Raw genomic sequence first — 24619 nt, forward strand, 5'->3', positions numbered from 1 at the left:
AACTTAAGTAAATGATTAAGTGGTCATTGAGCCTATACATCGTGAAGGCAGTCATGAAATTTGATACACTAGTGATGGAGGCGATAGTATGTATTTTGTGGATAGAGAAGAATTGAATCGGAAGCTCGATTACATTGAACAGCTCACTCAAAGCTTCAACGCAGCAGAGCAGTATGGGCTGGAGCGTATATGTCATATGTTGATTGAGAGTGTCGTTGATGTCGGCAATATGATTATTGATGGATTCATTATGCGGGATCCTGGAAGTTATCAAGATGTGGTTGATATTCTTGAGATGGAGAAAGTCATTACAACGACTGAAGCTCAAGCTATTTCAAAGACACTACCACTTCGACAGTGGATGGTACGAGACTATACAGCGATTAATCATCAAGCACTTAAACAGCAATTCGCTGACCAGCTTTCAGCTTTTGAATCATTTAAACCTTCTGTACTGACATTTATTGATAAGGAACTGGGGCCGGTATCTGCGTTCGGCAAAGGAGGTAGAGCATGAAAAAGTATAGAGGATATTTGCTGGATTTAGACGGGACAATGTATGCAGGGACACGATTGATTGAAGGTGCAAAGGAATTCATCGATTATTTAGCGAATCATAACCTTCCTTATTTATTTGTCACGAACAATGCATCAAAAACTGCTGAAGAAGTATCAGACAAGTTGACCGGTATGGGTTTTGTAAGTTCACCTGACAATGTAGTGACATCAGCTATGGCAACTGCTATGTATATTGCTGAAGAAAAGCCCCGTGCAAGTGTATTTGTCATCGGCGGAAGCGGTATTAGAACAGCTCTGGAAGATGAGGGGCTTGTGCTTAAGGATGATGAGCACGTCGACTATGTTGTCATCGGTCTCGATGTAGATATCAGTTATGAAAAATATGCGGTGGCCTGTCTTGCTGTACGTAACGGTGCCAAATTCATCTCGACCAATCCGGATGTATCTATTCCGACAGAGCGCGGATTCCTGCCGGGTAATGGTGCATTAACAAGCGTAGTTGCGGTCTCAACAGGCGTTGACCCTATATTTATCGGTAAACCGGAGCAGCATATTATGAACAAGGCTGTAGAGTTAATCGGTCTCCCGAAAGAAGATTTAGTGATGATCGGTGATTTGTACATGACTGACATTATGTCCGGCATTAACAGTGGCATCGATACACTGCATGTACAGACGGGTGTCACCACTTATGAGGCGATTATGAAGGAAAAGATCCCGCCGACTTATTCAGTTAAAAATCTACTTGAAGTGATTGATTTTTATGAAGGAAGGGATACTGATGAATAAAGTATTGATTACAAGAGAAGTTCCTGAACGGTTTTTGACTGACTTGAAGCAAGTGGCAGATGTTGAGATGTATCCAGAACAACAGAAGCCGATGCCACGGGAAGCACTTCTCGCTCAAAGCAAGGATAAAACGGTTGTGATTACGATGTTAAGTGATCAAATAGACAAGGAATATTTGGATAGCTGCCCGGACCTGAAAGCGGTCATCAACCTGGCAGTCGGTTATGATAATATTGATGTTGACTATGCTGCTCAAAAAGGCATTGTTATCTGCAATACACCGGACGTATTGACAGAGACGACAGCTGAGCTTGGATTTACATTGATGGTTGTCACAGCGAGACGGATTATAGAGGCTGCAGCTATGGTTCAGAACGGTGAATGGACAGGCTGGTCACCCTATTTGATGGCAGGTAAAGATGTGTACGGCAAAACAGTCGGAATATACGGCATGGGTGCAATCGGCCAGGCGTTCGCTAGACGTTGTACTGGTTTTGGAATGACTGTTCTCTATCATAACCGCTCAAGACATGAGCAAGCAGAGCATGAACTTGGTGTCACGTATGCTGACTTTGATGAACTGATTGCGAGGAGTGACTATGTAGTCTGTACAGCACCTTTGACAGAGAAAACTCGAAACAAATTTGATCAGCAAGTATTTAAACAGATGAAAAGTGATGCGATATTCATCAATATCGGACGTGGCGGACACGTAGTAGAAGAAGATCTGCTGCATGCTGTCAAAAATCAGGAGATTTTGGCAGCTGGACTGGATGTTCTTGCTGCAGAACCGATTGATAGTGATCATCCCTTCTTAAATGAGCCTAACATCGTCGTACTGCCGCACATCGGCAGCGCATCTGTTGAAACAAGAGATGCCATGATTCAACTGTGTATTGATAACGCAAGATATGTGATCAACGGAGAACATCCGCTGACACCTGTCAATAAAACCAGATAAACGAAAGAGACGACCCTCGGAACACGAGAGTCGTCTTTTGATTAATGATTGAACTTTTTGTATAGCAGAATACTTGTAGAAAGCACAGCAGCGCCTAACGTGACATCCATCCATACATTCGAGTTGCGACGCGTGTGTTCCACTTTGTGCTGTTTTAAATCTCCAGTATCTGTCTGGACGGGATCCACAATTCCTTGTTCTTGTTTCAACTGCTCAGCGTCATAGCCGAATCCTTGAACAAAAGTGGTAAGAAATAAGGCGCCTTTGATAAAAGTCGGACTGACAAGTACTTTCATCAGGCTGAATATGCCCATTGTCTGATGCTGTTTTGTTGAGCGTTCAAATCCTTTATTGATCTTTAAGGTCATCGGTTCAAGTTCATCCAATTTGAACTTGCCGAGACCTTGACTGATAAGCAGGAGATTGCGGATAGCTTTGTCGAGTTCAGTTTCATTTAGTGCTTTGAGAACACGTGTTAATATAGGATCACTTTTGGCAAGTGCTGCATTTAGTGCATTGAACACTTCATGATCATCGAGTTGTTCAAGTAAGCGGAAGAGATTAAGTAGAGTATCTTTATGCATCAATAGCTGCTCTTCCAGTTCGTGCAGTTCTTGCTCTCTTAATTCATTGACATCGACTTCTGATCTTCTGATGATTTTCGTCGGCTGTGCCATCAGCGTTCACCTCTTCTTTCTTTGACGATATCTCCTGGGAAAATGTAATCCGGACGAGCCCACTTTTGTGCAATATTCACACCGAACTGTGGAACAGGGTGTCCGTAACGGAAATTAGTCGATGGAAGAGGAGAGCTGCCACCGCGTTCCAATATTGTCATTTTTGCTTTTGTTTCTTTATAGGCAGGGGTAGACGTATTTTTATCGGCGATAGAGCTCGACAGCAAGTTGATAGCGGCATCTCCGGCATCATTCATCGGTAAAAAAACTTCTCTGCCGAATACGCGGTCGGTCACAATGGTTTTGACCTCGACCTTGCCGTAAGGTGACTGAAGACGTACTAGAGTCCCATCTTTAATACCGCGTTCTGCTGCCAGTTCGTGTGACACTTCAAGGAATGTCTCAGGTGTTTCCAGTTTTAATCCAGCGACTTTGTAAGTCATGTTGCCTTCATGGAAATGTTCAAGAAGTCGACCGTTGTTAACATGAATATCATATTCTTCTTCGTAATCTGTCGGCGGCGTCCAGTCAACAGCATAGAGACGTGCTTTCTTGTCATCGAATGGGAAGCCATCTGTAAAGAGCAGCGGTGAATCAGTGCCGTCAGCGTGGACCGGCCATTGTAAACTATTGAATCCTTCTAGACGGTCATAAGTCACACCTGCATATATTGGTGTCAACGACGCAATTTCGTCCATAATCTGACTTGGATGTGAATAGTTCCACTCAGCCCCTAAACGATTCGCGATATCCTGAATAATGATCCAGTCCGGCTTAGATCCTGCCAACGGTTCAAGCACTTGATATAATCTCTGAATTCGTCGCTCTGTATTTGAGAATGTGCCCGTTTTCTCAAAACTTGGAGAAGCAGGCAGGACGACATCTGCATATTCACATGTTTTAGAGAAGAATATATCCTGGACGACCATGAACTTAAGTTTCTCAAAACCTGCTCTTACATGGTTGATATTCGAATCGACAATTCCCATATCTTCACCTTTTAAGTAGAGCACATCTAGTTCACCAGCATGCATGGCATCGACCATCTGATGGTTATTCTGGCCTATAGTCGTATTTAATGTGACGCCCCATGCTTCGCTGAACTTAGCTATCGCTTGTTCATCCGTAATCTTTTGGTAACCAGGCAGGTGGTCAGGCATGCTGCCCATATCACTTGCACCTTGAACATTATTATGACCGCGAAGAGGATAAGCTCCTGCACCAGGTTTCATATAATTTCCTGTTACTAGCAGCAGGTTTGAAATAGCTGTAGAGGCATCGCTGCCGCCGCGCTGCTGAGTGATTCCCATTGCCCACATGATCACAGTAGATTTGGACTGATGAATCATCGTTGCTACTTCAATTAATTCTTCTTGAGTCAGCCCTGTATGTTTGACTGCATAATCCAATGTATATTTTTCGAGACTGCTGACGAGTTCATCGAAATGATTAACATGCTGATCGATAAATGCCTGGTCCTGCCAGCCGTTATCGATGATGTATTTAGTAACAGCATTCAACCATACTAAATCGGAAGCCGGATTAGGACGGATAAACATATCAGCACGTTCTGCCAGTTCATGTTTGCGTAAATCAGAAACGATAAGTTTTGAACCACGTACTTTTTGAGCGCTCTTGACACGCGTAGCAATGACGGGGTGGGCTTCAGCTGTATTAGTGCCGATACCGATAATGAGGTCAGCACTGCCGATATCTGTAATAGAACCAGAGTCACCGCCGTAACCGACTGTACGCCATAAGCCCAACGTCGCGGGCGACTGACAGTAGCGCGAACAGTTATCCACATTATTAGTGCCGATTACAGCACGGGCAAGTTTCTGCATTAAATAGGATTCTTCATTTGTACATTTGGAAGAAGTGATGAATGCGAGACGTTCTGGTCCGCGAGTTTTAAGTATATCCATGAAGTTTTTAGCAATTAAATCATAGGCTTCGTCCCAAGTACCTTCTCTGAATTCACTGCCTTCACGAATCAACGGCTTTGTCAATCGTTCGCCGGAATTGATGAAATCCCAGCCGAACTTACCTTTGACACACGTAGAAATCTGATTGGCAGGGGCATCGGGTGACGGTTCGACTTTAAGAATGTCTCGACCTTTTGTCCATACTTCAAATGAACAGCCGACCCCGCAGTATGTACAAACTGTTTTTGTCTTCTTGATTCTATCTTCACGCATCTCTGCTTCAATGTCTGATATCGCCATCAGCGGTGTGTAACCTGTTTCGACAGCTTTTGTTACGTCAACTGCAGGTCGAAAAGCATTTTTAAGCATACCCGTCAGGAATCCGGCTTCACCTTCCATGCCGACTTCCATCATCGCATTACATGGGCAGACGGTTGAACAGTGGCCGCAGTTAACACATGACGATTCATCGATCATCGTCGATCCATTACCGTCCCAGATGACACGTGGACGTTCAAGTTCCCAGTCGATCATTAATGTTTCGTTCACTTGTACATTTTGACAAGCCTGTACGCAACGGCCGCATAGGATACACTGGTCAGGATCATAGCGATAGAACTTCCCGCGGTTGACAGGTGCTCCTTTTGGCGACTGATGGGTCGCCTGATGATCGATTTTTAATTGTTTGACTGTATTATGGACGGTACAGTTGCCATTGTTGAAATCACAGACTGTGCAGTATAGTTCATGATTATGCAGTACTCTATCCATCGCAATCATCTGTGCTTCGAATGCATCGCTCGTGCCTGTTCTGACGACATCCCCATCTTGCAGTTCAGTACTACATGCGCGCACAAGTTCCCCGTTGACTTCAATGATACAGGCGTCACACGTTTCAATAGCACCGAGATCCGGATGATAGCACAGTGCAGGTACTTCAATACCTTGCCATTTTAAATAATCCAGTAAGTTGCACCGGGGGACATCCATGGGTTTACCGTTAAGAATAATACTGACAGCTTGAGTAGTTGTTTCTTTCATTTTTAACCCCTCTTTCAATCAGAATAGAAAACTTTATGCCTATTACTAATTATAAGTTTTCTGAGAATTATTACAAATCATTGCCGACTGACAGGTTAAAAAGTATAAAAAAAAGACCACGAAACGTGGTCAAAAACTATTAAAAAACTTGTTCTACTTCTACAACTCCTGGTACTTCTTCTAGAAGGGCACGTTCAATACCTGCTTTCAATGTGATAGTAGAAGAAGGACAAGTACCGCAGGCACCAAGAAGACGCAATTTAACAATTCCATCTTCAACATCGACTAATTCACAGTCACCACCATCACGTAACAGGAAAGGACGAAGTTTTTCAAGTACGTCATTCACTTCATCAAACATTGTTTGTTGTTCTGTAGTCATGAGAGACTCCTTTCATTGTAGTCTAGCTAATAGTATAATTACTATATCATATTTTATCGGAATGGTTAAGGGGGATGCATGTGAATTCTATTAAAGTTAATGTATATGGTGCAGATGTCGTCTGTGCCAGTTGTGTCAATGCGCCAACTTCGAAAGATATTTACGACTGGATTCAACCGAATTTGAAACGTAAGTTTGATAATCTTGATTTCACGTTCAATTATATTGATATTATGGATACAGAAGGCAAGTCCGATTATGATCAGTCGCTGATTGAACAAATCGAGAATGATGAACTGTTCTATCCACTTATTACAATGAATGATGAAGTTGTGGCAGATGGTTATATACAGCTCCCACAACTGACAAAATACGTGGAGCAGACTTTCATGAAATAGCTAAAGAGAACACCACCTTATACTTAAGGTGGTGTTCTCTTTGTATCTAACCATTATGGTATTTGTATAACCAGAGGATACCTGACTTCATGATTCTTGCGATGCGTCCTGTCACAGTCCGGTCCAGCAAATAGGCGAATCCTTCTTTGTCACCTAATGAACCGACAAAACCTTGAAGTTTTAAGTCAGGCATCTTATCCGGAAGAGGTTTCCCGTCCCACTGCATTTTCAGTATATCTACAATCTGCTCAGCTTGAACTTCTGCAAGTTGTGCACTTGGGGCGTGCGGAAGTAACGCACAGTCACCGACGACATAGACGTTCGGATGCGTCGGAATTTGGTGATATTGATTCACACGAACACGGTTGCCTTCGCCAAATTCAACGGGCAGATTACGCACGATTTCCACCGGTTGAATGCCGGCGGTCCATACGCATATATCCACTTCATGAGTTTCATTATTATTATAGAGCAGTCCAGGATCTACTCGGACAACATTAGAGTTCGGAATGACTTCGACGTGGTGTTTATCGAACCATTTCTTCACATATTTACTGAGCTTCTCAGGAAAAGCCGGCAAAATACGCTCACCGCGGTCAAATAATTTTATTTTTAAATCAGATCGGGATTCGCGTAGTTCACTTGCCAGTTCAATCCCGCTTAGTCCTGCGCCGACGATGCCTACCGTACTACCCGCTGGTAAGTTGGCGATGGCCTGATAGGTCTTTCTCGCCTGTGTAATTGTCTGAATGCTGTAAGTATGAATATCGGCACCCGGTACGTTATGATATTTATCTTCACAGCCAAGGCCGATAATCAGTTCATCATAATCTACTTGAGAGTCTCCGACAGAGATAATCTGCTGGTCGAGGTCAATCGCTGTAATCTCACCGAATGTCTGGTTTAAACGCTGATCTTTCGGAAACTCGAGTCTGATGTCTTTATCGGATTCCGTTCCAGCAGCAAGAGCATAATACTCAGTTTTTAATCCTTGAAAAGGAATTTTGTCGATTAATGTGATGTTGTATTCTTCAGGAAGTGCAGAAGGCAGTAGACGCTGCATCACACGCATATTTCCATACCCGCCGCCGAGCAGTACTAGATTTTTCATAATGATCCCCTTTTCTGATGAAGTCAAATTTCTACTTTTTTCAACTATCATAAATTATAATATAGATTATAGTTTATTTATAGCGCTTTAGTCATTAGTTGAACAAAAAGTGCTTGTTCTGAGGTGAAACATGAATCCAATCGTAGAGTTCTGTATTTCTAATATGGCAGCTGGTAGTCAGGAAGTGTATGATACCTTATGTGAAGATCCGACTATTGATTGTCTTGAATATGGCTGTCTCACATATTGCGGACTATGCAATGAAAGTCTATACGCACTTGTCAATGGTGATGTTGTAACAGGGGAAACTGCAGATGGTCTTCTTAAGAACATCTATAAGCATATTGAAGAAAACTGGTTATTTTAGGAGGTAACAGATGAGTACTGTAATTTTAACAGAGGCTGCAGCTTATGAGGTCAAAGAGATGATGGCAAAAAACGGAATGCCTGATGGGTATCTGAAAATATCGGTCAAAGGTGGCGGTTGTACGGGGCTGTCATATGGCATGAGTGCTGAAGAAGCGCCTGGTGAGAATGATGAACTGATCAACTTCTACGGCGTCAATGTATTGGTTGATAAGGCAGACAGTCCCATATTGAATGGAACGACGATAGACTTTAAGCAATCATTGATGGGTGGTGGATTTGCCATCGAAAATCCGAATGCCATCGCCGCTTGCGGCTGCGGTAGTTCATTCCGCACTAAAGAGGTAGCAGGAACACCTGAGAATTGTTAAAATTAACGTTATTAGCTTGAATAAAATAACTATTCAAGTTATGATGATGAAGGAATCTATTAATTGCTTATGTGACTAAAATCACAATATTATAACTTTAAAGACAGGTGAATATGATGAGCTTCGAAAGAAAAAAGGTTGTTGTATTGGGTGCCGGTTATGCCGGTCTGCAAACAATCGCTAAATTACAGAAATTAGTATCAGCGCAGGATTGCGACATCACATTAATCAACAAGAATGAATATCACTATGAAGCGACTTGGTTACACGAAGCTTCTGCTGGATTCTCGGGAATATAAGGACTGCTTATATCCGATTGCCAGTGTTGTAGATGCATCAAAAGTGGATTTCGTTGCTACTGAAGTGACAAAGATCAACCGTGATGACAAAACAGTTGAAACAACGAATGGAACATTCAAGTTTGATATTTTAGTTGTTGCGCTAGGCTTTGAATCTGAAACGTTCGGTATTTCAGGTATGAAAGAACATGCCTTCCAAATCGAGAATATCAATACAGCGAGACGTATTGCAGCGCATATTGAAGAACGCTTTGCAAATTACGCACAAAGCACTGAAAAAGATGACAAAGACCTTGCTATTTTAGTAGGTGGTGCTGGATTTACAGGTATCGAATTATTGGGCGAATTAACTGAACGCGTTCAAGAATTAAGCAAGAAATACGGTATAGATTCATCAAAAGTCAAATTAACATGTGTTGAAGCGGCACCAAAAATGCTTCCGATGTTCTCTGACAAATTAGTGAATTATGTCGTTGATTATCTTGAAGCACGCGGTGTAGAATTCAAAATCGCAACACCGATCGTTGCAGCTAACGAAAATGGTTTCGTTGTTAAGAACGGTGAACAGGAAGAACAGTTATATGCTAATACAGTCATCTGGGCAGCAGGTGTACGCGGCAGCCACTTGATGGAAGAATCATTTGAAGGCGTTAAGCGTGGACGTATCGTTGTTCGTGAAGATCTACGTATTGACGGCTATGACGATATTTTTGTCATCGGGGATTGTTCTGCAGTGATGGCTGGTGAAGGAGATAACAAACGTCCACTGCCGACGACTGCTCAAATTGCAATGCAGCAAGGTGAATTCACTGCTCGGGCCATCGTCAAATTACTAAACAATGACAAGCTTGATACATTCACATATGACGACAAAGGTACTGTAGCATCACTTGGTTCACATGATGGTGTAGGTGTGGTATTCGGTAAAGAAATTACTGGTAAAAAAGCTGCATTTATGAAGAAAGTAATCGATACTCGTGCACTATTTAAAATCGGTGGTACAGGTGTTGCTTTCAAAAAAGGCAAATTCCTGTAATACGCCTGTCTTAATATTGATTTAAGAGACTTGTGATTCACAAGTCTCTTTTTCTTATCAGGGGGTACAGAATGACTAAACGGGGGAATGTATGGCTTGGCGCATCTGCTGTAGTGGTTAATGACCAGGGGGAATGGCTGGTCGTACAGAAACAGTACGGTGGATTAAAAGATATGTGGTCCATGTGTGCAGGTTTTGTTGAAGCAGGTGAAAGTGCGGATCAGGCGATTGTACGTGAATTAGCAGAAGAAACTGGTATAATAGGAGAAGTCATAGGCGTCATCGGAGTCAGAAGTGGTGTGATTAAGGAAATTATTTCTGATAATATGATTATTTTCCTAGTTAAACCGATGACTACTGCTATTACGATCGAACTGCCTAATGATGAAATAAAAAATGTCAAATGGGAGTCGACTGCTCATCTACTTTCTGATGACAAATGTTCACCTATGATCCATGAATTCATTGAACATTTATCCAGTCCGCTGCCATTAAGAAGTACGACTTCACCAGGACCGCAATTTAATTACTCAACTTATCATTTATTTTTTTAGGAGGAATAATGACTGCTTTAGTACAGTTGATTCTTAGTGTATTATTGTTCTTTGTTTTATTTTTTGGGATTGCATTTATTCTGAACATGCTGCTGAAATCCACATGGATTATGGCTGGATTCTATCCATTCGTCGTCTGTGCGATCGTTGATAAAATTTCGACAGCGGAGTATCTTCTGAAACCTAAGCATGCATTTCAGAAGCTATGGCATGGTTTGACCCATTTATTACCTGCTGACATCATCATGTTGTCCGGTGGGCTTGTCGGCGCACTAGTCGCAGGATTCGTCATTAAAGGGTTACGTAAAAGTGGCTATACTATGTTTTAGGAGTGATTCGATGACAAAACATTCACAAACACATGTAGACAATGTCTATGTGTGTTTTTTGCCTTTTCAGTACAATCAATGGGTGGATACAGATGATGAAAGAGTCAACCAGCATGTGGCTGAATTTTATCATAATAAACAGCAGGAACTTGATACTGTGGACAATGGGTTAAGGATAATGGGAATTGCGCTAGGTAATCCTAAACGCTACTCGATGGAACAGATATTGACGCTGCACGAGACAGCGGCTGCAGTACTCGAGTCAGTGGATGATGTCAAAGTAACGGTTGATTTCACGGTCCTCGTCAAATATTTCGACGGGTCTACTCTTGACGCTTTAGCATGGACCATTGAAGCAGAAGCACCGCACAGTATTGTCGGTTACGATGCTCAAATTTCTGACGTATTCTATCGAATCAGAGCGATGAAAGAACCGTCAAACCAATCAGCCCATATCAGATTGAGAGCGCTGCTTGATGAGTTGGATGGGACCGTAACTGATTTTAGTCGCCACGAGCTTGACCAGCTAGTGCCCGCTTATCCCGCTGAAGACTTGTCAGCGATAGAATGGCGGACAGGAGAAGCTGTTAAACAGGTGCTCTTAATACCGCTTCATAATGATGTCGTGGTCTCATTGTTGATGCCGCTGTTAATAGCGATTCACGAAACAGCAGATGTCAGTGTATTATTTGTGCTGTATGACCCTCAAGCTGGACCAATCAATAGAATCGGCAGGGCAGGTATTTCAGTGGCTGCCAATGACCGGACACAGCCGGTGCTGTTTGATACGCTTCATTATGGATTTCAGTACCGCGTAGATCCCATCATTCTGCTCATCCGCGATTCTCAAGAACAGCGCATAAGTACGTATGGCAAACCATTGCAGCTTCATCAACAAGCAACCCGTATTCACGTGCAGACGCCTGAGTTTGAACTGTTTCCGTCAGAACGAATTCATTCTAAGTTGATCAGCGCACAGCTTGTTCAGCTGAACGCTGGACAATATGAATCATTTGCCGATTATTACAGCAAACCTTTCAGTATCGTAGAAGTCCAAGCCAGTCGTCCATTATATTATATGGCCGCATTATACAAATTTTTAGTTCAAAAGGGTTGACACTTAAATCTCTTTCAGATACTTTATTATGGTAACACTTTATCAAACTAAAGGATTGGAGTTTTTATATGAATGCAGTATTAGTCGCAGTATTAGTCATGGTTATTTTAAGTTTATGTCGTCTGAACGTCGTTCTTGCACTATTCGTCGGTGCACTTGTCGGCGGATTAGCGGCAGGTCTCGGAGTCAATGAGACAATTAGGTTCTTTACAGCGGGGATCGGTGAGGGTGCGGAAGTTGCGCTCAGCTATGCGTTACTAGGTGGTTTTGCTGCATTGATTTCCTATAGTGGTATTACAGATTTCTTCGTCGGAAAAATCATCAATATGATTCGAGTCGACAGTACAGTGAAAACAAGAACAGTGACTAAAGTCGCGATTATTATTTCATTGCTTGTTATCGCGTGTATGTCTCAAAATATTATCCCTGTGCACATCGCTTTCATTCCTATTATTGTTCCACCACTACTCAGCTTATTCAATGAACTGAAAATGGACAGAAGAATGATAGCAGTCGTGTTGACATTCGGTCTATGTTTCCCGTATGTATTATTCCCATTTGGTTTCGGCCACATTTTCCACGAGATTATTAAAAAAGGGTTTGATCAGGCGGATTATGCCATTCAATTCAGTGATATATGGAAAGCTATGGTCATCCCGTCACTAGGGTTGCTTGTAGGTCTTATACTTGGTTTGATTATTTACAGAAAGCCGAGAACCTATAAAGCAGTGGCAGCTGACGACAAGTTTGTTGCTAAAGCCATCAAGCCCTATACAGTTACAGTAACGATTGCGGCGATTCTCAGTACATTTATTGTTCAGATGACGACAGAATCAATGATCTTCGGGGCACTGTCAGGTATTTTAATTTTCTTTATATCAGGAGTATTCAACTGGCGCACGATGGATGAGGAATTGACTTCAGGCATCAAAATTATGGCTTACATCGGAATTGTCATGTTGACAGCCAACGGATTTGCTCACGTCATGACAGAATCCGGAGAAGTGAACACCCTTGTGAAAGGGATGGTTGATCTGACTGGCGGCAGCAAATCTGTTGGAGTGATCTTGATGCTGATTGTTGGATTGATAGTGACGATCGGGATCGGTTCATCATTTGCTACAATCCCTATTATTGCAGCACTCTTTATACCGTTTGGTGCTGCCCTGGGCTTATCAAGTCTTGCTATTATTAGTATTATCGGTACTGCGGGTGCCTTAGGTGACGCAGGCAGCCCGGCAAGCGATTCTACTCTTGGACCGACTGCCGGACTAAACATGGACGGACAGCACAATCACATTTGGGACACATGTGTACCGACATTTCTGTTGTTCAATATTCCTCTCATCATATTCGGTTATATCGCAGCTATGGTATTATAATTAAAAAAGGGGAATATGAGATGGATTTTACATATTTACTGCAAACAGAAAGTCTTCTCTCGCATTTTGATATGAAAGTGGAAGAAAGAGCATCAGGTAGACTTGTCATGAGCATGCCTGTAACTGATAGAGTCAAGCAGCCGTTTGGCTATCTTCATGGAGGTGCCAGCGTCGCTTTAAGTGAAACAGTTGCTTCGATGGGAACGGCCGATCTGATTGACCTTGATAAAGAGATCGGACTTGGTCTTGAAATCAATGCCAACCATATTGCTTCAGTACGGTCCGGCAGAGTGACAGCTGTCGGAGAAATTCTACATCAAGGCAAGTCTACCCATGTATGGGATGTCAAAGTGTATGATGAGCAGCAGAAACTGCTGTCAGCAGCAAGATGTACAGTCGCAGTGAAATCATTGCGATAGAGAAATGATTTATCTTACAAACAAAAAAGGAAATCACTATGCGATGACATCAGTGATTTCCTTTTTTGATAGGCTTCAGTTATTTGGCATCCTTTAAATCATCGCGTACTGTTTTCTTAGTATACAGGATGCCGCTGTAATATGAACTCCGCATGATTAAATGGCCGCCGATCGGCCCAGTTAAGAAAATGAAAAGAATAGCAAGCAGCAGTGACGGTTGAAATTGATGATCGCTGCCGATGAAAAATAACAGGACACCCGTCATAATGAACATGACACCAAGCGTTGATGCTTTACTCGCAGCATGAGCACGCGTGTAGACATCAGGTAGTCTATACAAACCAAGTGCACTCACAAAGCTCATAACAGCGCCTAAGAGTATGAGTATCATTGCCATTATGTTAATGATCATGTCTATCATATTCAATAATCTCTCCCTTATCCATAAATTTTGCAAATGAAGCGGTACCTAGGAATGACAGTATGGCAAGCAGCATGATAATGCTTATGTTATGGGTTGTATTTAATAAAATTGAGAACAACGCAATGATTCCCATCAATGAAATGCCGAGTGCATCCAGTGCGACAACTCGGTCAGCCACACTTGGTCCTTTGATTGCACGATACAAAAACCCAAGCATACTGACAGCTACAATAATCAGTGCAACTACTACAACTATAGTCATCGTATACTAACCTCCTTAATCGCTGCTTCAAATGACGAGCGAATTCCTTCAATCTCATCTTCCAGATTAGAAAAATCTATGGCGTGAATATAGAGTGTTTTCTGGTCATCACTCACGGCTACTACAACAGTACCGGGAGTCAATGTAATCATCTGTGACAGCAGTGAAATTTCCCAGGCTTTAGTCAATTCAGTAGGGTAGGCAAAAAATGCCGGTGTTATATTGATTTCCTTAGAAATGACAATTTTAAAGACGTGGATATTGGCCTTTATCAGCTCGATAATAAAAATAAAGGCGAGACTAATACTTTTGAACAATGGCCGTAAATAGAAACGACCGGGAAGGAACGGGCGCATGATGAATACTGCAAAAGTCCCGAACAAAAAACCAAGGACGAGATTACCGAACGAAAAGCTCATCGTGATGATACACCACAGTATCGTGAGTGCTACGTTAATCAGAAACTGAACGGCCATTATTTCACCTCCAGTATTTGCGTATAGTTTGATGGATCTGTCAAAGTCATCGCAGCTTGGTAGAACAATGGATACAACTGCTCGGCATACAGACCGAACGCGACTGCAAGAAATGTTGTGATAACGCTGATCACAAGTAGTTTGTTGTAGGGCTGTTTTGAATATTGAATAGTTTTAGACTGACCCCAGAATACATGGATGAATATTCTGATGACCGAATAAAGGACAATAAGACTGCTTACTAAGATGACAATCGCTGCTAGTGGATGTCCCTCAGCTATCGCCGCTTTGACGATATAATATTTTCCGAAGAAGCCGCTGAGCGGTGGGATGCCGGCAAGTGACAAGCACGCAACGAAAAATGTCCAGCCGAGTACAGGAAAATCTTTGATCATGCCACCGAGTTTGTTGAATTGTGTTTCACCTGTTAGATGGATGATAACACCGACCAGCATGAATAAGGCAGCTTTTACCAATATATCATTGAAGACATAATATACAGCACCCAGCATACCATCAGGCGTCAGCAGGCTGACGCCTGTCAAAATTACTCCGACAGCAATCATAATGTTATAGATGATAATTTTCTTCATATCTTTGTAGGCAAGAGCACCAATACACCCGAATATGATAGTCAAAAGAGAGATGACCATAATGAAATTGCCGACGACCTCAGTAGGGAAAAACAATGCATAAGTTCTCATGATGGCATAAACACCGGCCTTTGTCAGCAGTGCACCAAACAATGCAAGAATTGGGATCGGCGGTGCATAGTACGCATTAGGCAGCCAGAAATAAAATGGGAACATGCCTGCTTTTGTCGCAAAGACAAAGATAAATAATAAGGCACATATAGTGATGATCGAAGAATTGCCGTATTCTCCGAGCTTGACGCTGATATCAGCCATATTCAATGAACCGACAACTGAATACAGCATCGCTATTGCCAGCACAAAGAAAGAGGAAGATACGACGTTCACTAAAATATACTTGATACTTTCCTGCAGCTGGATCTTAGTACCGCCGATAATCATCAGTACATATGAACTCATCAAGAAGACTTCAAAGAAGACAAACAAGTTGAATATATCTCCTGTTGAGAAGGCGCCGTTCAGCCCCGCAAGCATGAACATCAAAGAAGCATAGTAATAATAACGTTCACGCTCTATACCAATGGACTGGTAAGAATAGACAATGATCAAGGTGGTAACGAGTGATGTTGTAAAGACAAAAGCAGCAGACAAGTGATCTACTGTCAATGTAATGCTGTAAGGCACCGGCCAGTTACCGAGTTCAAGAAACTGGATGCCATGCTGAATGACATTCCATAAATTAATTCCTGCAATGATAGTAGTGATGACAGCCCCACATAACACAATCATTCTTTTTAATATAGGTTTCTTACCGATAAATATCAGTATGATGGAGAAGATGACAGGGATGATAATCGGAAATACTAACAAGTTACTCATCGTCCGGCACTCCTTTCATCATCGCTAAATTATCAGTCCCTAGTTCTTTGTAACTTCTAAAAGCCAGTACAAGGAAAAAGGCTGTCACGGCAAAACTAATGACAATCGCTGTTAAAATCAGCGCTTGAGGAATGGGATCCACATAGCGCGCAATCTGTTTGTCGTAAATCGGTATCGCACCTTCTTTAAGTCCACCCATTGTCAATAGCAGCAAGTTAACTGCATGAGTCAAAACTGAAGTACCAATAATGACTCTGAGCAGACTTTTTGACAGGATGAGGTAGACACTAGCTGAGATCAATATGCCACTTAATATAATCATAATCATTTCCATTATTCGTTCTCTCCTATCGTCAGAATAATAGTCATCGTCGTACCGATTACTGCAAGCATGACACCTAAGTCAAACAACATGGCTGTATGCCAGTGGATGGCGCCGAACAATGGGACGTGCAGCTCTCCGAAAAAATGAGTAAAGAACGGCTTGCTCATTGCTAACGATATGAGTGGTGTACCGTAACAAAAGGCGAGACCTATTGCGATGACTTTCTTAAAATCTAACGGCAGTATTCTTTCTAGTGTTCTTATATCATAGGCAATTAAGATGAGTAACAGTGCACCTGACACGAGTAACCCGCCGACAAATCCACCGCCAGGAGTATAATGCCCACCGAGAAAGATGGAGAAACTGAACATGAGGATGATGAAGAAGATGACAAGTGTACAAAACTGAAATATGACATCATTTCTCTGTTTGTTCATGTTCTACCTCCTTTTTGTTACGTAATTTGATGAGCGTATAAATACCTATACCGGCAATTCCGAGTACCGTCGATTCAAATAATGTATCAAATCCACGGAAGTCAACGAGTATGACGTTGACCATATTTTTACCGGCCGCTTTGTCATAGACATTTTTAATGTAATACTCAGCAATCGACGGTGTTAATCGATGGCTGTAGGCAATCAGTGCAATCACTGTGACAACAAGGCCGACACCTACTGAAATGACGGCATTTGATAATTTGAATTTTAATGTTTCTTCATAGCGCGAAAGCTTCGGCAGATGATAGAAGCACATTAAGAACAATGCAGTTGATATCGTTTCGATGGTCAGCTGTGTCAGTGCCAGGTCAGGCGCATTGAAGAAGACAAAGAACAGACCGACTGAATAGCCGATTGCACTCAGCATAATAATGCTGAAAATCCGGGACTGAGCAACGATGATCATATAGGTTGCCACCAGTATTAAAATGACAAGAATAACTTCAAATGAGCGGATAGGTGCAAACTTGAAGCTGCCGAAATCAATAGGTGATTGTATGAGGTAGACGAGCAGCATCACGACAAGTGCAGCGAAAATAATCATCATGTGTGAACGGATGCCTGATGCGATGATGCTGTTGTTGATCTTATATGATAAGGATTCACTAAGTGACAGCAGCTGCTGATACACATGGTTCAATGTCCAGGTAGACCGCTGTACAGAATAAATAGATTGCCAGTAGTTATAGCTGAATACCAATATAAGACCTAGGCCAAATATCAGTAATGTCGTTAACAGGGCGGGATTAATTCCGTGCCAGTAGGCAATATGTATATGGCCGATATCCTTGTTTAATATGCTGTTACCAGCTGACTCTATCACTCCGGCCAGAACATTAGGGAATAATCCTGTCACGACCACAATACTTACCATGATCAGCGGTGCTAATAGAAGTGCAATAGGTGCTTCTTGCACTTGTCTATCGACTGCTGGTGAATCACCGAAAAATACATCTTTGATGAATTTCACTGAATAGATGAAGGTGAATAAACTTCCGATGATTACCAATGCCAGCAGCAGCCACAGGACCGGGCCGCTGAACAGCTGACTTGACTGACTGTCAAACATGCTGGTTAGAAACATTTCTTTTGACAAAAAGCCGTTGAACGGTGGAACACCTGCCATGCTGAGCGCCCCGATCGTTGCCGCTGTGAAGGTAATAGGCATGAGCTGCATCAGACCTGATAATTTCTTTAAGTCACGTGTTCCTGTTTCGTGATCGATGATGCCGACGACCATGAACAGCGCTCCTTTAAATGAAGCGTGGTTGAAGATATGAAACACACAAGCGGCAATAGCGGCATAGAAGACGCGCTGATTATCATGATATACCCCGAGTCCTCCTACACCGAGCAGCGTCATCATCAGACCAAGCTGACTGATTGTACTATACGCAAGCACTCCCTTTAAATCACGTTGTTTAACTGCGTTAAAAGATGCCCAGAACAGTGTAATAGCACCGACAAAGGTCACAGCATAGATCCATCCGGCCGACAGTGCAAATATAGGTGTAAAGCGAGCTATTAAATAGACCCCTGCTTTAACCATTGTGGCAGAGTGCAGATAAGCACTGACGGGTGTCGGTGCTTCCATTGCATCCGGCAGCCAAATATGAAATGGGAATTGAGCAGACTTTGTAAATGCAGCAAGGAGAATGAACACCATTGCAATAATAAATAAGGGCGATTCCACAATTTTGTCTGCATCCATTGTCATTTGATGAATACTGAAAGTACCGGTGATACTGACTAATGTCAATAAACCGCCCAGCAGCATTAAGCCGCCGAATACAGTAATCAGCATGGATTTTAATGCACCGTCCAGAGACTTCTGCTTATTATTCCAGAATGCAATCAACAGGAAGCTCGATATACTGGTCAGCTCCCAGAACAAATAAAGAGAAAGAACGTTATCACTGAGTACCAAACCGAGCATTGCTCCCATAAATAGCAATAAGTATGTATAGAAATGACCCAGCTGTTCATAGCGATTTAAATATTGAATGGAATAGAAGATCACGAGCGCCCCGATTACAGTAATCAGCAGACAGAATAGGAAACTAATACCGTCCATTCTGAAATTCAGATTTAAACCGATACTCGGCATCCACTGTATGGAACGGCTGATTTGCCCGTTAAGTTGTGTAGTGATAAATAATAGTGCTGCAACGACGGGGACAATTAATGCCAGATAACCTGGATGAATATTTTTCCTATAGTAATAAATCAGCGGTATAATAATGGCTCCGATAAACGGAAGGCTCACAGCAAAATGTAATAAACTCATTATAGACCTCCTTTAATAAGTTAAGTATACAGAAAATATTGAGTCCGTAAAATGAGATGGATTGTCACCTTATCATATATTTATTGTGTTGTTAAATAAGAAGAAATGATTAATGAATCATCGCATTGTTCAAAAAGTTGTCAAAATTGAATGCCGAAATAATGCTGATATTCTTCTTTTAATGACTGCATGTTTTTAAGTGCCAGCCGAGCATAGTCGGAATCATCATCAGCCAATTTCTGTTCCATAGCTGTGACTGCTGCTGACAATGAATCGTTATAGGATGGCAGTTCTCTATCATAAGGTTTGAGTAAGTTTGGGCTGACCACTCTTTTTTCATATTGCCCGAGCGCCTTACGCTCATGGAAAAAGACTTCCTGCTCATTGGGATGATGCAGGTCACCTTGTTTAGGGTGGATAAGCACTGCCAATACTTTGACAACAACACCATTTGGGTGTTCGCTGACTTGTTCTACAATATAACGTCCTGTTTTAAATGAGAGTTGATAATACATATGATTCATCCTTTGTGTTAATATATTATGGTACTTATCATATCATGAAGGAGCAGTTATCATGACTAATTTTCCACAACTAAATACAGAAATTTCAGAAAATGAACGTGTTGTTGACATGGTCACATCAAAAGGAACAATGAAAATCAAATTGTTTCCTGACATTGCGCCGAAAACGGTCGACAATTTCATTCAGCTTGCTGAAAAAGGTTATTATGAAGGCATCACATTCCACCGTGTCATCAATGATTTTATGATTCAAGGGGGAGATCCTACAGGAACAGGTATGGGAGGAGAAAGTATTTACGGTGATTCATTCGAAGATGAATTTTCTATGAATGCATTTAACCTTTACGGTGCCCTTTCTATGGCTAACGCAGGCCCCAACACAAACGGTTCACAATTCTTCATCGTTCAGATGAAACAAGTTCCAGCACAAATGTTATCTCAATTAAAGCAGGGCGGCTGGCCGGAGGAGATTGTTGACGCTTATGCACAACGTGGCGGTACACCTTGGCTGGATCAGAAGCATACAGTGTTTGGTCAAGTGATCGAGGGGTTAGATGTACTGGAAGCGATTGCAGACGTTAAAGTAGGCGGTCAAGACAAACCTGTTGAAGATGTTATCATCGAAAAAATTAATATCGTTAAGTAATAGATGAATCAATAAGTCATGAAATGTTCATGACTTATTGATTTTTTGGTATTTTTAACATGCTATAATTTGATGGATTAGGAGCGTGATGCGATATGATGGATTTTCTATACTTCCCTGAAAATAAAATGGAATACATACCAGCGGTCATTTCATTATTATGCTTTATGCTGCTTGCTTATATTGTGTATCGTTTGTTTAAACGTCACTCAGCCAATGAAGAAGCAAAAATGAAAGCATTTGAGCAGGATGTTATGAAAAGACTGGAAAGCGGAGAACTGCATAATGAACGCTGATTTTAATATTGAACTGTACAAACTCCTTGCGGAATGGAATCCCATGCATTTTGAAGATCCGACGATGGGTGACCATGAAATTTATGACTGTATGGACGTTATTCACCAGAAATACGGCCGCGAGCAAACGATTCAGCAGATTCAGCAAATATATGCATTTAGTTTTGATCAGCACATTGATTCAGATGAGATTGAGCAAATGTTGAATCGTGTCGACACGTTGAACCAGCAGTGCGCATTATAGAACATTAGGCCATTCCTCTTTATTATGATAAACTGGATTTATTAATGATGAGGAGGCGTATGGCATTGAAACATAAATATCGAAAAGGCCAGTTTGTCAAAGTAAAAATCACTGGCATTCAGCCATACGGTGCCTTTGTAGAAACGCCCGATCATGTTGAAGGGTTAATTCATATTTCAGAAGTGATGAATGATTACATTCATAACTTGAATCTTTTCCTGACTGTCGGCCAAATAGTCAAAGCAAAAGTCATCGATGTTTCAGAAGATGGTAAGCTGAATTTATCATTGAAGGATAATGATTATTTTAAAAGGCAGGAGCGTAAGAAGGAAAAAAAATCAGTGCTGGATGAATTAAATCAGTCGAATGCTATCGGGTTCGAATCATTACGGCAGAAATTGCCGGAGTGGGTAGCAAGGGCGGAACGTATGCAGTAACACAATAAGGAATGTCTTAACAAGGTATTCCTTATTGTGTTATTTTTATGCACTTTTAAGTAGTAGAGATACTCTATTATTCAGTAATCTGTATAAAAAAATTTATAGTTGATTTAATAGTAAAGGGTTGAACTTCAGGCATTTTTTGTTCATTATATAGGTTGTAAGGGTTTTCTTAGAACCCAATTTCAAGGAGGTACTATAATGATTCCATATAAGCATGAACCATTCACTGATTTCACTGTAGCAGAAAATCAGGAAGCAATGAAAAAAGGTCTTGAAACAGTAAATGGATACTTAGGTCAGGATTATCCACTGATCATTGGTGGCGAACGTATTATGACAGAGGATAAAGTTCGTTCATACAACCCATCTAAAAAAGATGAAACAATCGGTTACATTTCTAAGGCGACACAGGAACATGCTGACAAAGCGATGGCTGTTGCTAAAGAAACATTTGAAACTTGGAGAACATCAGCACCTGAATTCCGCGCAGATATCTTATTCCGTGCAGCTGCGATTATCCGTCGCCGCAAATGGGAATTCTCAGCACTTCTCATCAAAGAAGCAGGGAAACCTTGGAACGAAGCAGACGCGGATACAGCAGAAGCAATCGACTTCCTTGAGTTCTACGGCCGTGAGATGTTACGTCTTAAAGACGGCGTTAAAGTAGAAAGCCGTCCAGGTGAATTCAACCGTTATGACTACATCCCATTAGGTGTAGGTGTTGTTATCTCACCTTGGAACTTCCCGTTTGCTATTATGGCAGGAACGACTGTAGCGCCTTTAGTAACAGGTAACACCGTTCTTCTTAAACCATCTTCAAACACATTGGTTGTTGCTTACAAATTCATGGAAGTATTAGAAGAAGCGGGTATGCCTAAAGGGGTTGTGAACTTCATCCCAGGTTCTTCACGTGACATCGGTGACTTCATCGTTGATCATGTTGACACTCGTTTCATCTCATTCACAGGCTCACGTGACGTCGGTGTCCATATTTACGAGCGTGCAGCGAAAGTACATGAAGGTCAGCTGAACTTAAAACGTGTGATTGCTGAAATGGGTGGTAAGGATACTATCGTTGTTGACTCAGAAGCAGACCTTGAACTCGCAGCTGAATCTATCGTCAAATCAGCATTTGGTTTCTCTGGTCAGAAATGTTCAGCATGTTCACGTGTCATCATCGTAGAAGATGTTTACGATGAAGTCGTCGCTAAAGTCAAAGAAAAAACAGAAAAATTAACAGTTGGTAATCCTGAGACAAATGAATATTTCATGGGTCCTGTCATCGATGAAAATTCATTGAACAAAATTAAGGAATATATTGAAATCGGTAAGCAGGAAGGTGAACTGCTTGTCGGTGGTACAACAGACGAAGAAAAAGGCCACTTCGTTCATCCGACAGTCTTTGTCGGACTTAACCACGATGACCGCATCATGCAGGAAGAAATCTTCGGACCTGTTGTCGGTATCGCTAAAGCGAAAGACTTCACAGAAGCGATTAAATTTGCGAACAATACAGATTACGGTTTAACAGGTGCTGTTATCACGAATAACCGTGAGCACTTAGAAGAAGCACGCCGTGACTTTATGGTCGGTAACCTTTACTTCAACCGTGGCTGTACAGGCGCAATCGTCGGTTACCAGCCTTTCGGCGGCTTCAAAATGTCAGGGACAGACTCTAAAGCGGGCGGTCCTGATTACTTAGTCCTTCACATGCAAGGTCGTACATCATCTGAAATGCTATAAAATATAAAAATGACAGTAGTGCAGCGCGCACTACTGTTTTAATGAATAGGGGATAATTATGACTAAATCAACTGAAATCATCGAACAGACGAATCATTACGGTGCACCGAACTATCATCCACTGCCAATCGTTATTTCTGAGGCAGAAGGCGTATGGGTTAAAGATCCTGAAGGCAATCAATACATGGATATGTTATCTGCTTATTCAGCAGTTAACCAAGGTCACCGTCATCCGAAGATCATCCAGGCATTGAAAGATCAGGCAGATCGCGTTACATTGACTTCTCGTGCATTCCATAGTGATCAGCTCGGTCCATGGTATGAAAAAATCTGTAAACTAGCGGGTAAAGATATGGTACTGCCGATGAATACAGGTGCTGAAGCAGTTGAAACAGCGATTAAAGCGGCTCGACGCTGGGCATACGATATCAAGGGCGTTGCGAAGGATCAGGCAGAAATCGTTGCGATGAAAGGTAACTTCCACGGTCGTACAATGGCAGCAGTATCCTTATCAAGTGAAGCAGAGTATCAGCGGGGTTATGGTCCATTACTCGGCGGCTTCAAACTAGTTGACTTCGGTGATATCGAACAGATCAAAGCAGCCATCACACCGAATACAGCTGCCGTATTACTTGAGCCTATCCAAGGTGAAGCAGGTATTAATATTCCGGCTGATGGCTTCCTGAAGCAAGTCCGTGAAGTTTGTGATGAGAATAATGTTCTATTTATCGCTGATGAAATCCAGGCAGGTCTAGGCCGTTCAGGTAAACTTTTTGCGACAGACTGGGATAATGTTAAGCCGGATATGTATATTTTAGGTAAAGCACTGGGCGGTGGTGTCTTCCCGATTTCATGTGTATTAGCAGATAAGGAGATTCTTGAAGTATTCAATGCAGGATCACACGGTTCTACATTCGGCGGTAACCCGCTTGCTTGTGCCGTCTCTACCGCAGCTCTTGATGTACTGGTCGATGAAAAATTATCTGAACGTTCCCTTGAGCTGGGCGAGTACTTCAAAGCGGAGCTTCAGAAGATCGATAATCCAGTCATCAAAGAAGTACGCGGCAAAGGACTCTTCATTGGTGTTGAATTAACTGAGAATGCACGTCCATACTGTGAGCAGTTAAAAGAATTAGGCTTGTTGTGCAAAGAAACTCACGATACAGTTATCCGCTTCGCACCGCCGCTGGTTATTTCTAAAGAAGACCTTGACTGGGCCATTGAACAAGTAAAGACAGTATTTGCGAAATAATTATTTGATAGCGTTTTCAAAACTTTGATTTAAACCACTTCTTTTATTG

29 protein-coding genes and 1 pseudogene are annotated in these 24619 nt (G+C 41.9%); 18 read left to right on the plus strand and 12 right to left on the minus strand.

Annotation, left to right across the window (positions count from 1 at the left end; translation table 11 throughout):
- The first annotated feature begins 88 nt into the window (after positions 1 to 88).
- The 3 genes from AC3IPL_RS03070 to AC3IPL_RS03080 are packed head-to-tail and all read left to right on the plus strand — an operon-like array spanning position 89 to position 2269.
- Positions 89 to 517, plus strand: a complete 429-nt coding sequence (locus AC3IPL_RS03070) for a DUF86 domain-containing protein (protein WP_489241662.1) — start codon at positions 89 to 91, stop codon at positions 515 to 517.
- On the plus strand, positions 514 to 1308 hold the full coding sequence (locus AC3IPL_RS03075) for a TIGR01457 family HAD-type hydrolase (protein WP_489241664.1): 795 nt from the start codon (positions 514 to 516) through the stop codon (positions 1306 to 1308). Before AC3IPL_RS03070 ends, AC3IPL_RS03075 begins: the two co-directional genes overlap by 4 nt.
- Complete coding sequence (locus tag AC3IPL_RS03080; protein ID WP_489241665.1) at positions 1301 to 2269, plus strand: 2-hydroxyacid dehydrogenase; 969 nt, start codon at positions 1301 to 1303, stop codon at positions 2267 to 2269. Before AC3IPL_RS03075 ends, AC3IPL_RS03080 begins: the two co-directional genes overlap by 8 nt.
- Before the next feature lie 41 nt (positions 2270 to 2310).
- On the opposite strand, the gene AC3IPL_RS03085 is transcribed toward AC3IPL_RS03080, so the two are convergent.
- From AC3IPL_RS03085 to AC3IPL_RS03095, 3 genes are all read right to left on the minus strand, one after another.
- Entirely contained in the window at positions 2311 to 2946 is a 636-nt protein-coding gene (locus tag AC3IPL_RS03085; RefSeq protein ID WP_489241666.1) for a helical membrane plugin domain-containing protein, read from the minus strand.
- Entirely contained in the window at positions 2946 to 5912 is a 2967-nt protein-coding gene (gene fdhF, locus AC3IPL_RS03090; protein ID WP_489241668.1) for a formate dehydrogenase subunit alpha, read from the minus strand. The genes AC3IPL_RS03085 and fdhF overlap by 1 nt, the downstream gene beginning before the upstream one ends.
- A 139-nt stretch (positions 5913 to 6051) precedes the next feature.
- Complete coding sequence (locus tag AC3IPL_RS03095; RefSeq protein WP_489241670.1) at positions 6052 to 6294, minus strand: NifU family protein; 243 nt, start codon at positions 6292 to 6294, stop codon at positions 6052 to 6054.
- A gap of 80 nt (positions 6295 to 6374) precedes the next feature.
- Here AC3IPL_RS03095 and AC3IPL_RS03100 point away from each other — a divergent pair, with 80 nt between their 5' ends.
- Positions 6375 to 6692 carry a YuzD family protein gene (locus AC3IPL_RS03100; protein ID WP_489241671.1) on the plus strand — a complete coding sequence of 106 codons (318 nt, stop codon included), beginning with the start codon at positions 6375 to 6377 and terminating at the stop codon, positions 6690 to 6692.
- 46 nt (positions 6693 to 6738) lie between these two features.
- On the opposite strand, the gene AC3IPL_RS03105 is transcribed toward AC3IPL_RS03100, so the two are convergent.
- Positions 6739 to 7803: an NAD(P)/FAD-dependent oxidoreductase gene (locus AC3IPL_RS03105; protein ID WP_489241673.1), complete on the minus strand. Its 1065-nt coding sequence runs from the start codon at positions 7801 to 7803 to the stop codon at positions 6739 to 6741.
- Between the two features lie 130 nt (positions 7804 to 7933).
- Here AC3IPL_RS03105 and AC3IPL_RS03110 point away from each other — a divergent pair, with 130 nt between their 5' ends.
- The 8 genes and pseudogenes from AC3IPL_RS03110 (at position 7934) to AC3IPL_RS03145 (ending at position 13676) form a co-directional block, all read left to right on the plus strand.
- On the plus strand, positions 7934 to 8170 hold the full coding sequence (locus tag AC3IPL_RS03110; RefSeq protein WP_489241674.1) for a YuzB family protein: 237 nt from the start codon (positions 7934 to 7936) through the stop codon (positions 8168 to 8170).
- Positions 8171 to 8180: 10 nt separating this feature from the next.
- On the plus strand, positions 8181 to 8540 hold the full coding sequence (locus AC3IPL_RS03115) for a HesB/IscA family protein (RefSeq protein ID WP_489241675.1): 360 nt from the start codon (positions 8181 to 8183) through the stop codon (positions 8538 to 8540).
- A 116-nt stretch (positions 8541 to 8656) separates the two neighbouring features.
- A pseudogene (locus tag AC3IPL_RS03120) lies at positions 8657 to 9875 on the plus strand (NAD(P)/FAD-dependent oxidoreductase).
- 71 nt (positions 9876 to 9946) lie between these two features.
- Positions 9947 to 10429 (plus strand): NUDIX domain-containing protein, encoded by a 483-nt coding sequence (locus AC3IPL_RS03125; RefSeq protein ID WP_489241677.1) that lies wholly within the window; start codon positions 9947 to 9949, stop codon positions 10427 to 10429.
- A gap of 8 nt (positions 10430 to 10437) precedes the next feature.
- Positions 10438 to 10758, plus strand: coding sequence for a YuiB family protein (locus AC3IPL_RS03130; RefSeq protein ID WP_489241678.1), 321 nt, complete (start codon positions 10438 to 10440; stop codon positions 10756 to 10758).
- A gap of 10 nt (positions 10759 to 10768) precedes the next feature.
- On the plus strand, positions 10769 to 11875 hold the full coding sequence (locus AC3IPL_RS03135) for a hypothetical protein (protein WP_489241680.1): 1107 nt from the start codon (positions 10769 to 10771) through the stop codon (positions 11873 to 11875).
- A 68-nt stretch (positions 11876 to 11943) separates the two neighbouring features.
- Positions 11944 to 13257, plus strand: a complete 1314-nt coding sequence (locus AC3IPL_RS03140) for a Na+/H+ antiporter family protein (RefSeq protein ID WP_489241682.1) — start codon at positions 11944 to 11946, stop codon at positions 13255 to 13257.
- 20 nt (positions 13258 to 13277) lie between these two features.
- Positions 13278 to 13676, plus strand: a complete 399-nt coding sequence (locus tag AC3IPL_RS03145) for a hotdog fold thioesterase (RefSeq protein ID WP_489241683.1) — start codon at positions 13278 to 13280, stop codon at positions 13674 to 13676.
- A 79-nt stretch (positions 13677 to 13755) separates the two neighbouring features.
- Here the strand turns inward: AC3IPL_RS03145 and mnhG are convergent, their stop codons facing one another.
- The 8 genes from mnhG to kapB form a co-directional block, all read right to left on the minus strand.
- Positions 13756 to 14097 (minus strand): monovalent cation/H(+) antiporter subunit G, encoded by a 342-nt coding sequence (mnhG, locus tag AC3IPL_RS03150; RefSeq protein WP_489242243.1) that lies wholly within the window; start codon positions 14095 to 14097, stop codon positions 13756 to 13758.
- Positions 14078 to 14362, minus strand: a complete 285-nt coding sequence (locus AC3IPL_RS03155) for a Na(+)/H(+) antiporter subunit F1 (protein WP_489241685.1) — start codon at positions 14360 to 14362, stop codon at positions 14078 to 14080. The genes mnhG and AC3IPL_RS03155 overlap by 20 nt, the downstream gene beginning before the upstream one ends.
- Positions 14359 to 14838: a Na+/H+ antiporter subunit E gene (locus AC3IPL_RS03160; RefSeq protein WP_489241687.1), complete on the minus strand. Its 480-nt coding sequence runs from the start codon at positions 14836 to 14838 to the stop codon at positions 14359 to 14361. Before AC3IPL_RS03160 ends, AC3IPL_RS03155 begins: the two co-directional genes overlap by 4 nt.
- Positions 14838 to 16310, minus strand: coding sequence for a Na+/H+ antiporter subunit D (locus AC3IPL_RS03165; RefSeq protein WP_489241689.1), 1473 nt, complete (start codon positions 16308 to 16310; stop codon positions 14838 to 14840). Before AC3IPL_RS03165 ends, AC3IPL_RS03160 begins: the two co-directional genes overlap by 1 nt.
- Complete coding sequence (locus tag AC3IPL_RS03170) at positions 16303 to 16644, minus strand: Na(+)/H(+) antiporter subunit C (protein ID WP_489241690.1); 342 nt, start codon at positions 16642 to 16644, stop codon at positions 16303 to 16305. Before AC3IPL_RS03170 ends, AC3IPL_RS03165 begins: the two co-directional genes overlap by 8 nt.
- Complete coding sequence (locus tag AC3IPL_RS03175) at positions 16644 to 17072, minus strand: Na(+)/H(+) antiporter subunit B (protein WP_489241691.1); 429 nt, start codon at positions 17070 to 17072, stop codon at positions 16644 to 16646. The genes AC3IPL_RS03170 and AC3IPL_RS03175 overlap by 1 nt, the downstream gene beginning before the upstream one ends.
- On the minus strand, positions 17053 to 19422 hold the full coding sequence (locus AC3IPL_RS03180) for a Na+/H+ antiporter subunit A (RefSeq protein ID WP_489241693.1): 2370 nt from the start codon (positions 19420 to 19422) through the stop codon (positions 17053 to 17055). Before AC3IPL_RS03180 ends, AC3IPL_RS03175 begins: the two co-directional genes overlap by 20 nt.
- Before the next feature lie 140 nt (positions 19423 to 19562).
- The gene (gene kapB / locus AC3IPL_RS03185; protein ID WP_489241694.1) at positions 19563 to 19937 is read right to left on the minus strand and encodes a sporulation phosphorelay system protein KapB; all 375 of its coding nucleotides are present in this window, start codon (positions 19935 to 19937) and stop codon (positions 19563 to 19565) included.
- A 61-nt stretch (positions 19938 to 19998) separates the two neighbouring features.
- Between kapB and AC3IPL_RS03190 the strand changes: the two genes are divergently transcribed.
- The 6 genes from AC3IPL_RS03190 to AC3IPL_RS03215 all read left to right on the plus strand — a co-directional run bounded on the left by AC3IPL_RS03190 (position 19999) and on the right by AC3IPL_RS03215 (position 24570).
- Positions 19999 to 20592 (plus strand): peptidylprolyl isomerase, encoded by a 594-nt coding sequence (locus AC3IPL_RS03190; protein ID WP_489241696.1) that lies wholly within the window; start codon positions 19999 to 20001, stop codon positions 20590 to 20592.
- Between the two features lie 95 nt (positions 20593 to 20687).
- The gene (locus AC3IPL_RS03195) at positions 20688 to 20888 is read left to right on the plus strand and encodes a hypothetical protein (protein WP_489241697.1); all 201 of its coding nucleotides are present in this window, start codon (positions 20688 to 20690) and stop codon (positions 20886 to 20888) included.
- On the plus strand, positions 20878 to 21132 hold the full coding sequence (locus AC3IPL_RS03200) for a DUF1871 family protein (RefSeq protein ID WP_489241699.1): 255 nt from the start codon (positions 20878 to 20880) through the stop codon (positions 21130 to 21132). Before AC3IPL_RS03195 ends, AC3IPL_RS03200 begins: the two co-directional genes overlap by 11 nt.
- Positions 21133 to 21197: 65 nt before the next feature.
- Positions 21198 to 21569, plus strand: coding sequence for a S1 domain-containing post-transcriptional regulator Ygs (gene ygs, locus AC3IPL_RS03205; protein WP_489242245.1), 372 nt, complete (start codon positions 21198 to 21200; stop codon positions 21567 to 21569).
- Between the two features lie 204 nt (positions 21570 to 21773).
- A complete protein-coding gene (pruA, locus tag AC3IPL_RS03210; RefSeq protein WP_489241701.1) occupies positions 21774 to 23318 on the plus strand; it encodes an L-glutamate gamma-semialdehyde dehydrogenase in 1545 nt (514 codons plus the stop codon).
- Between the two features lie 58 nt (positions 23319 to 23376).
- Positions 23377 to 24570 carry an ornithine--oxo-acid transaminase gene (locus AC3IPL_RS03215; protein ID WP_489241703.1) on the plus strand — a complete coding sequence of 398 codons (1194 nt, stop codon included), beginning with the start codon at positions 23377 to 23379 and terminating at the stop codon, positions 24568 to 24570.
- Positions 24571 to 24619 lie beyond the last annotated feature (49 nt).

Source organism: Macrococcus sp. GL_134 (assembly GCF_057834705.1).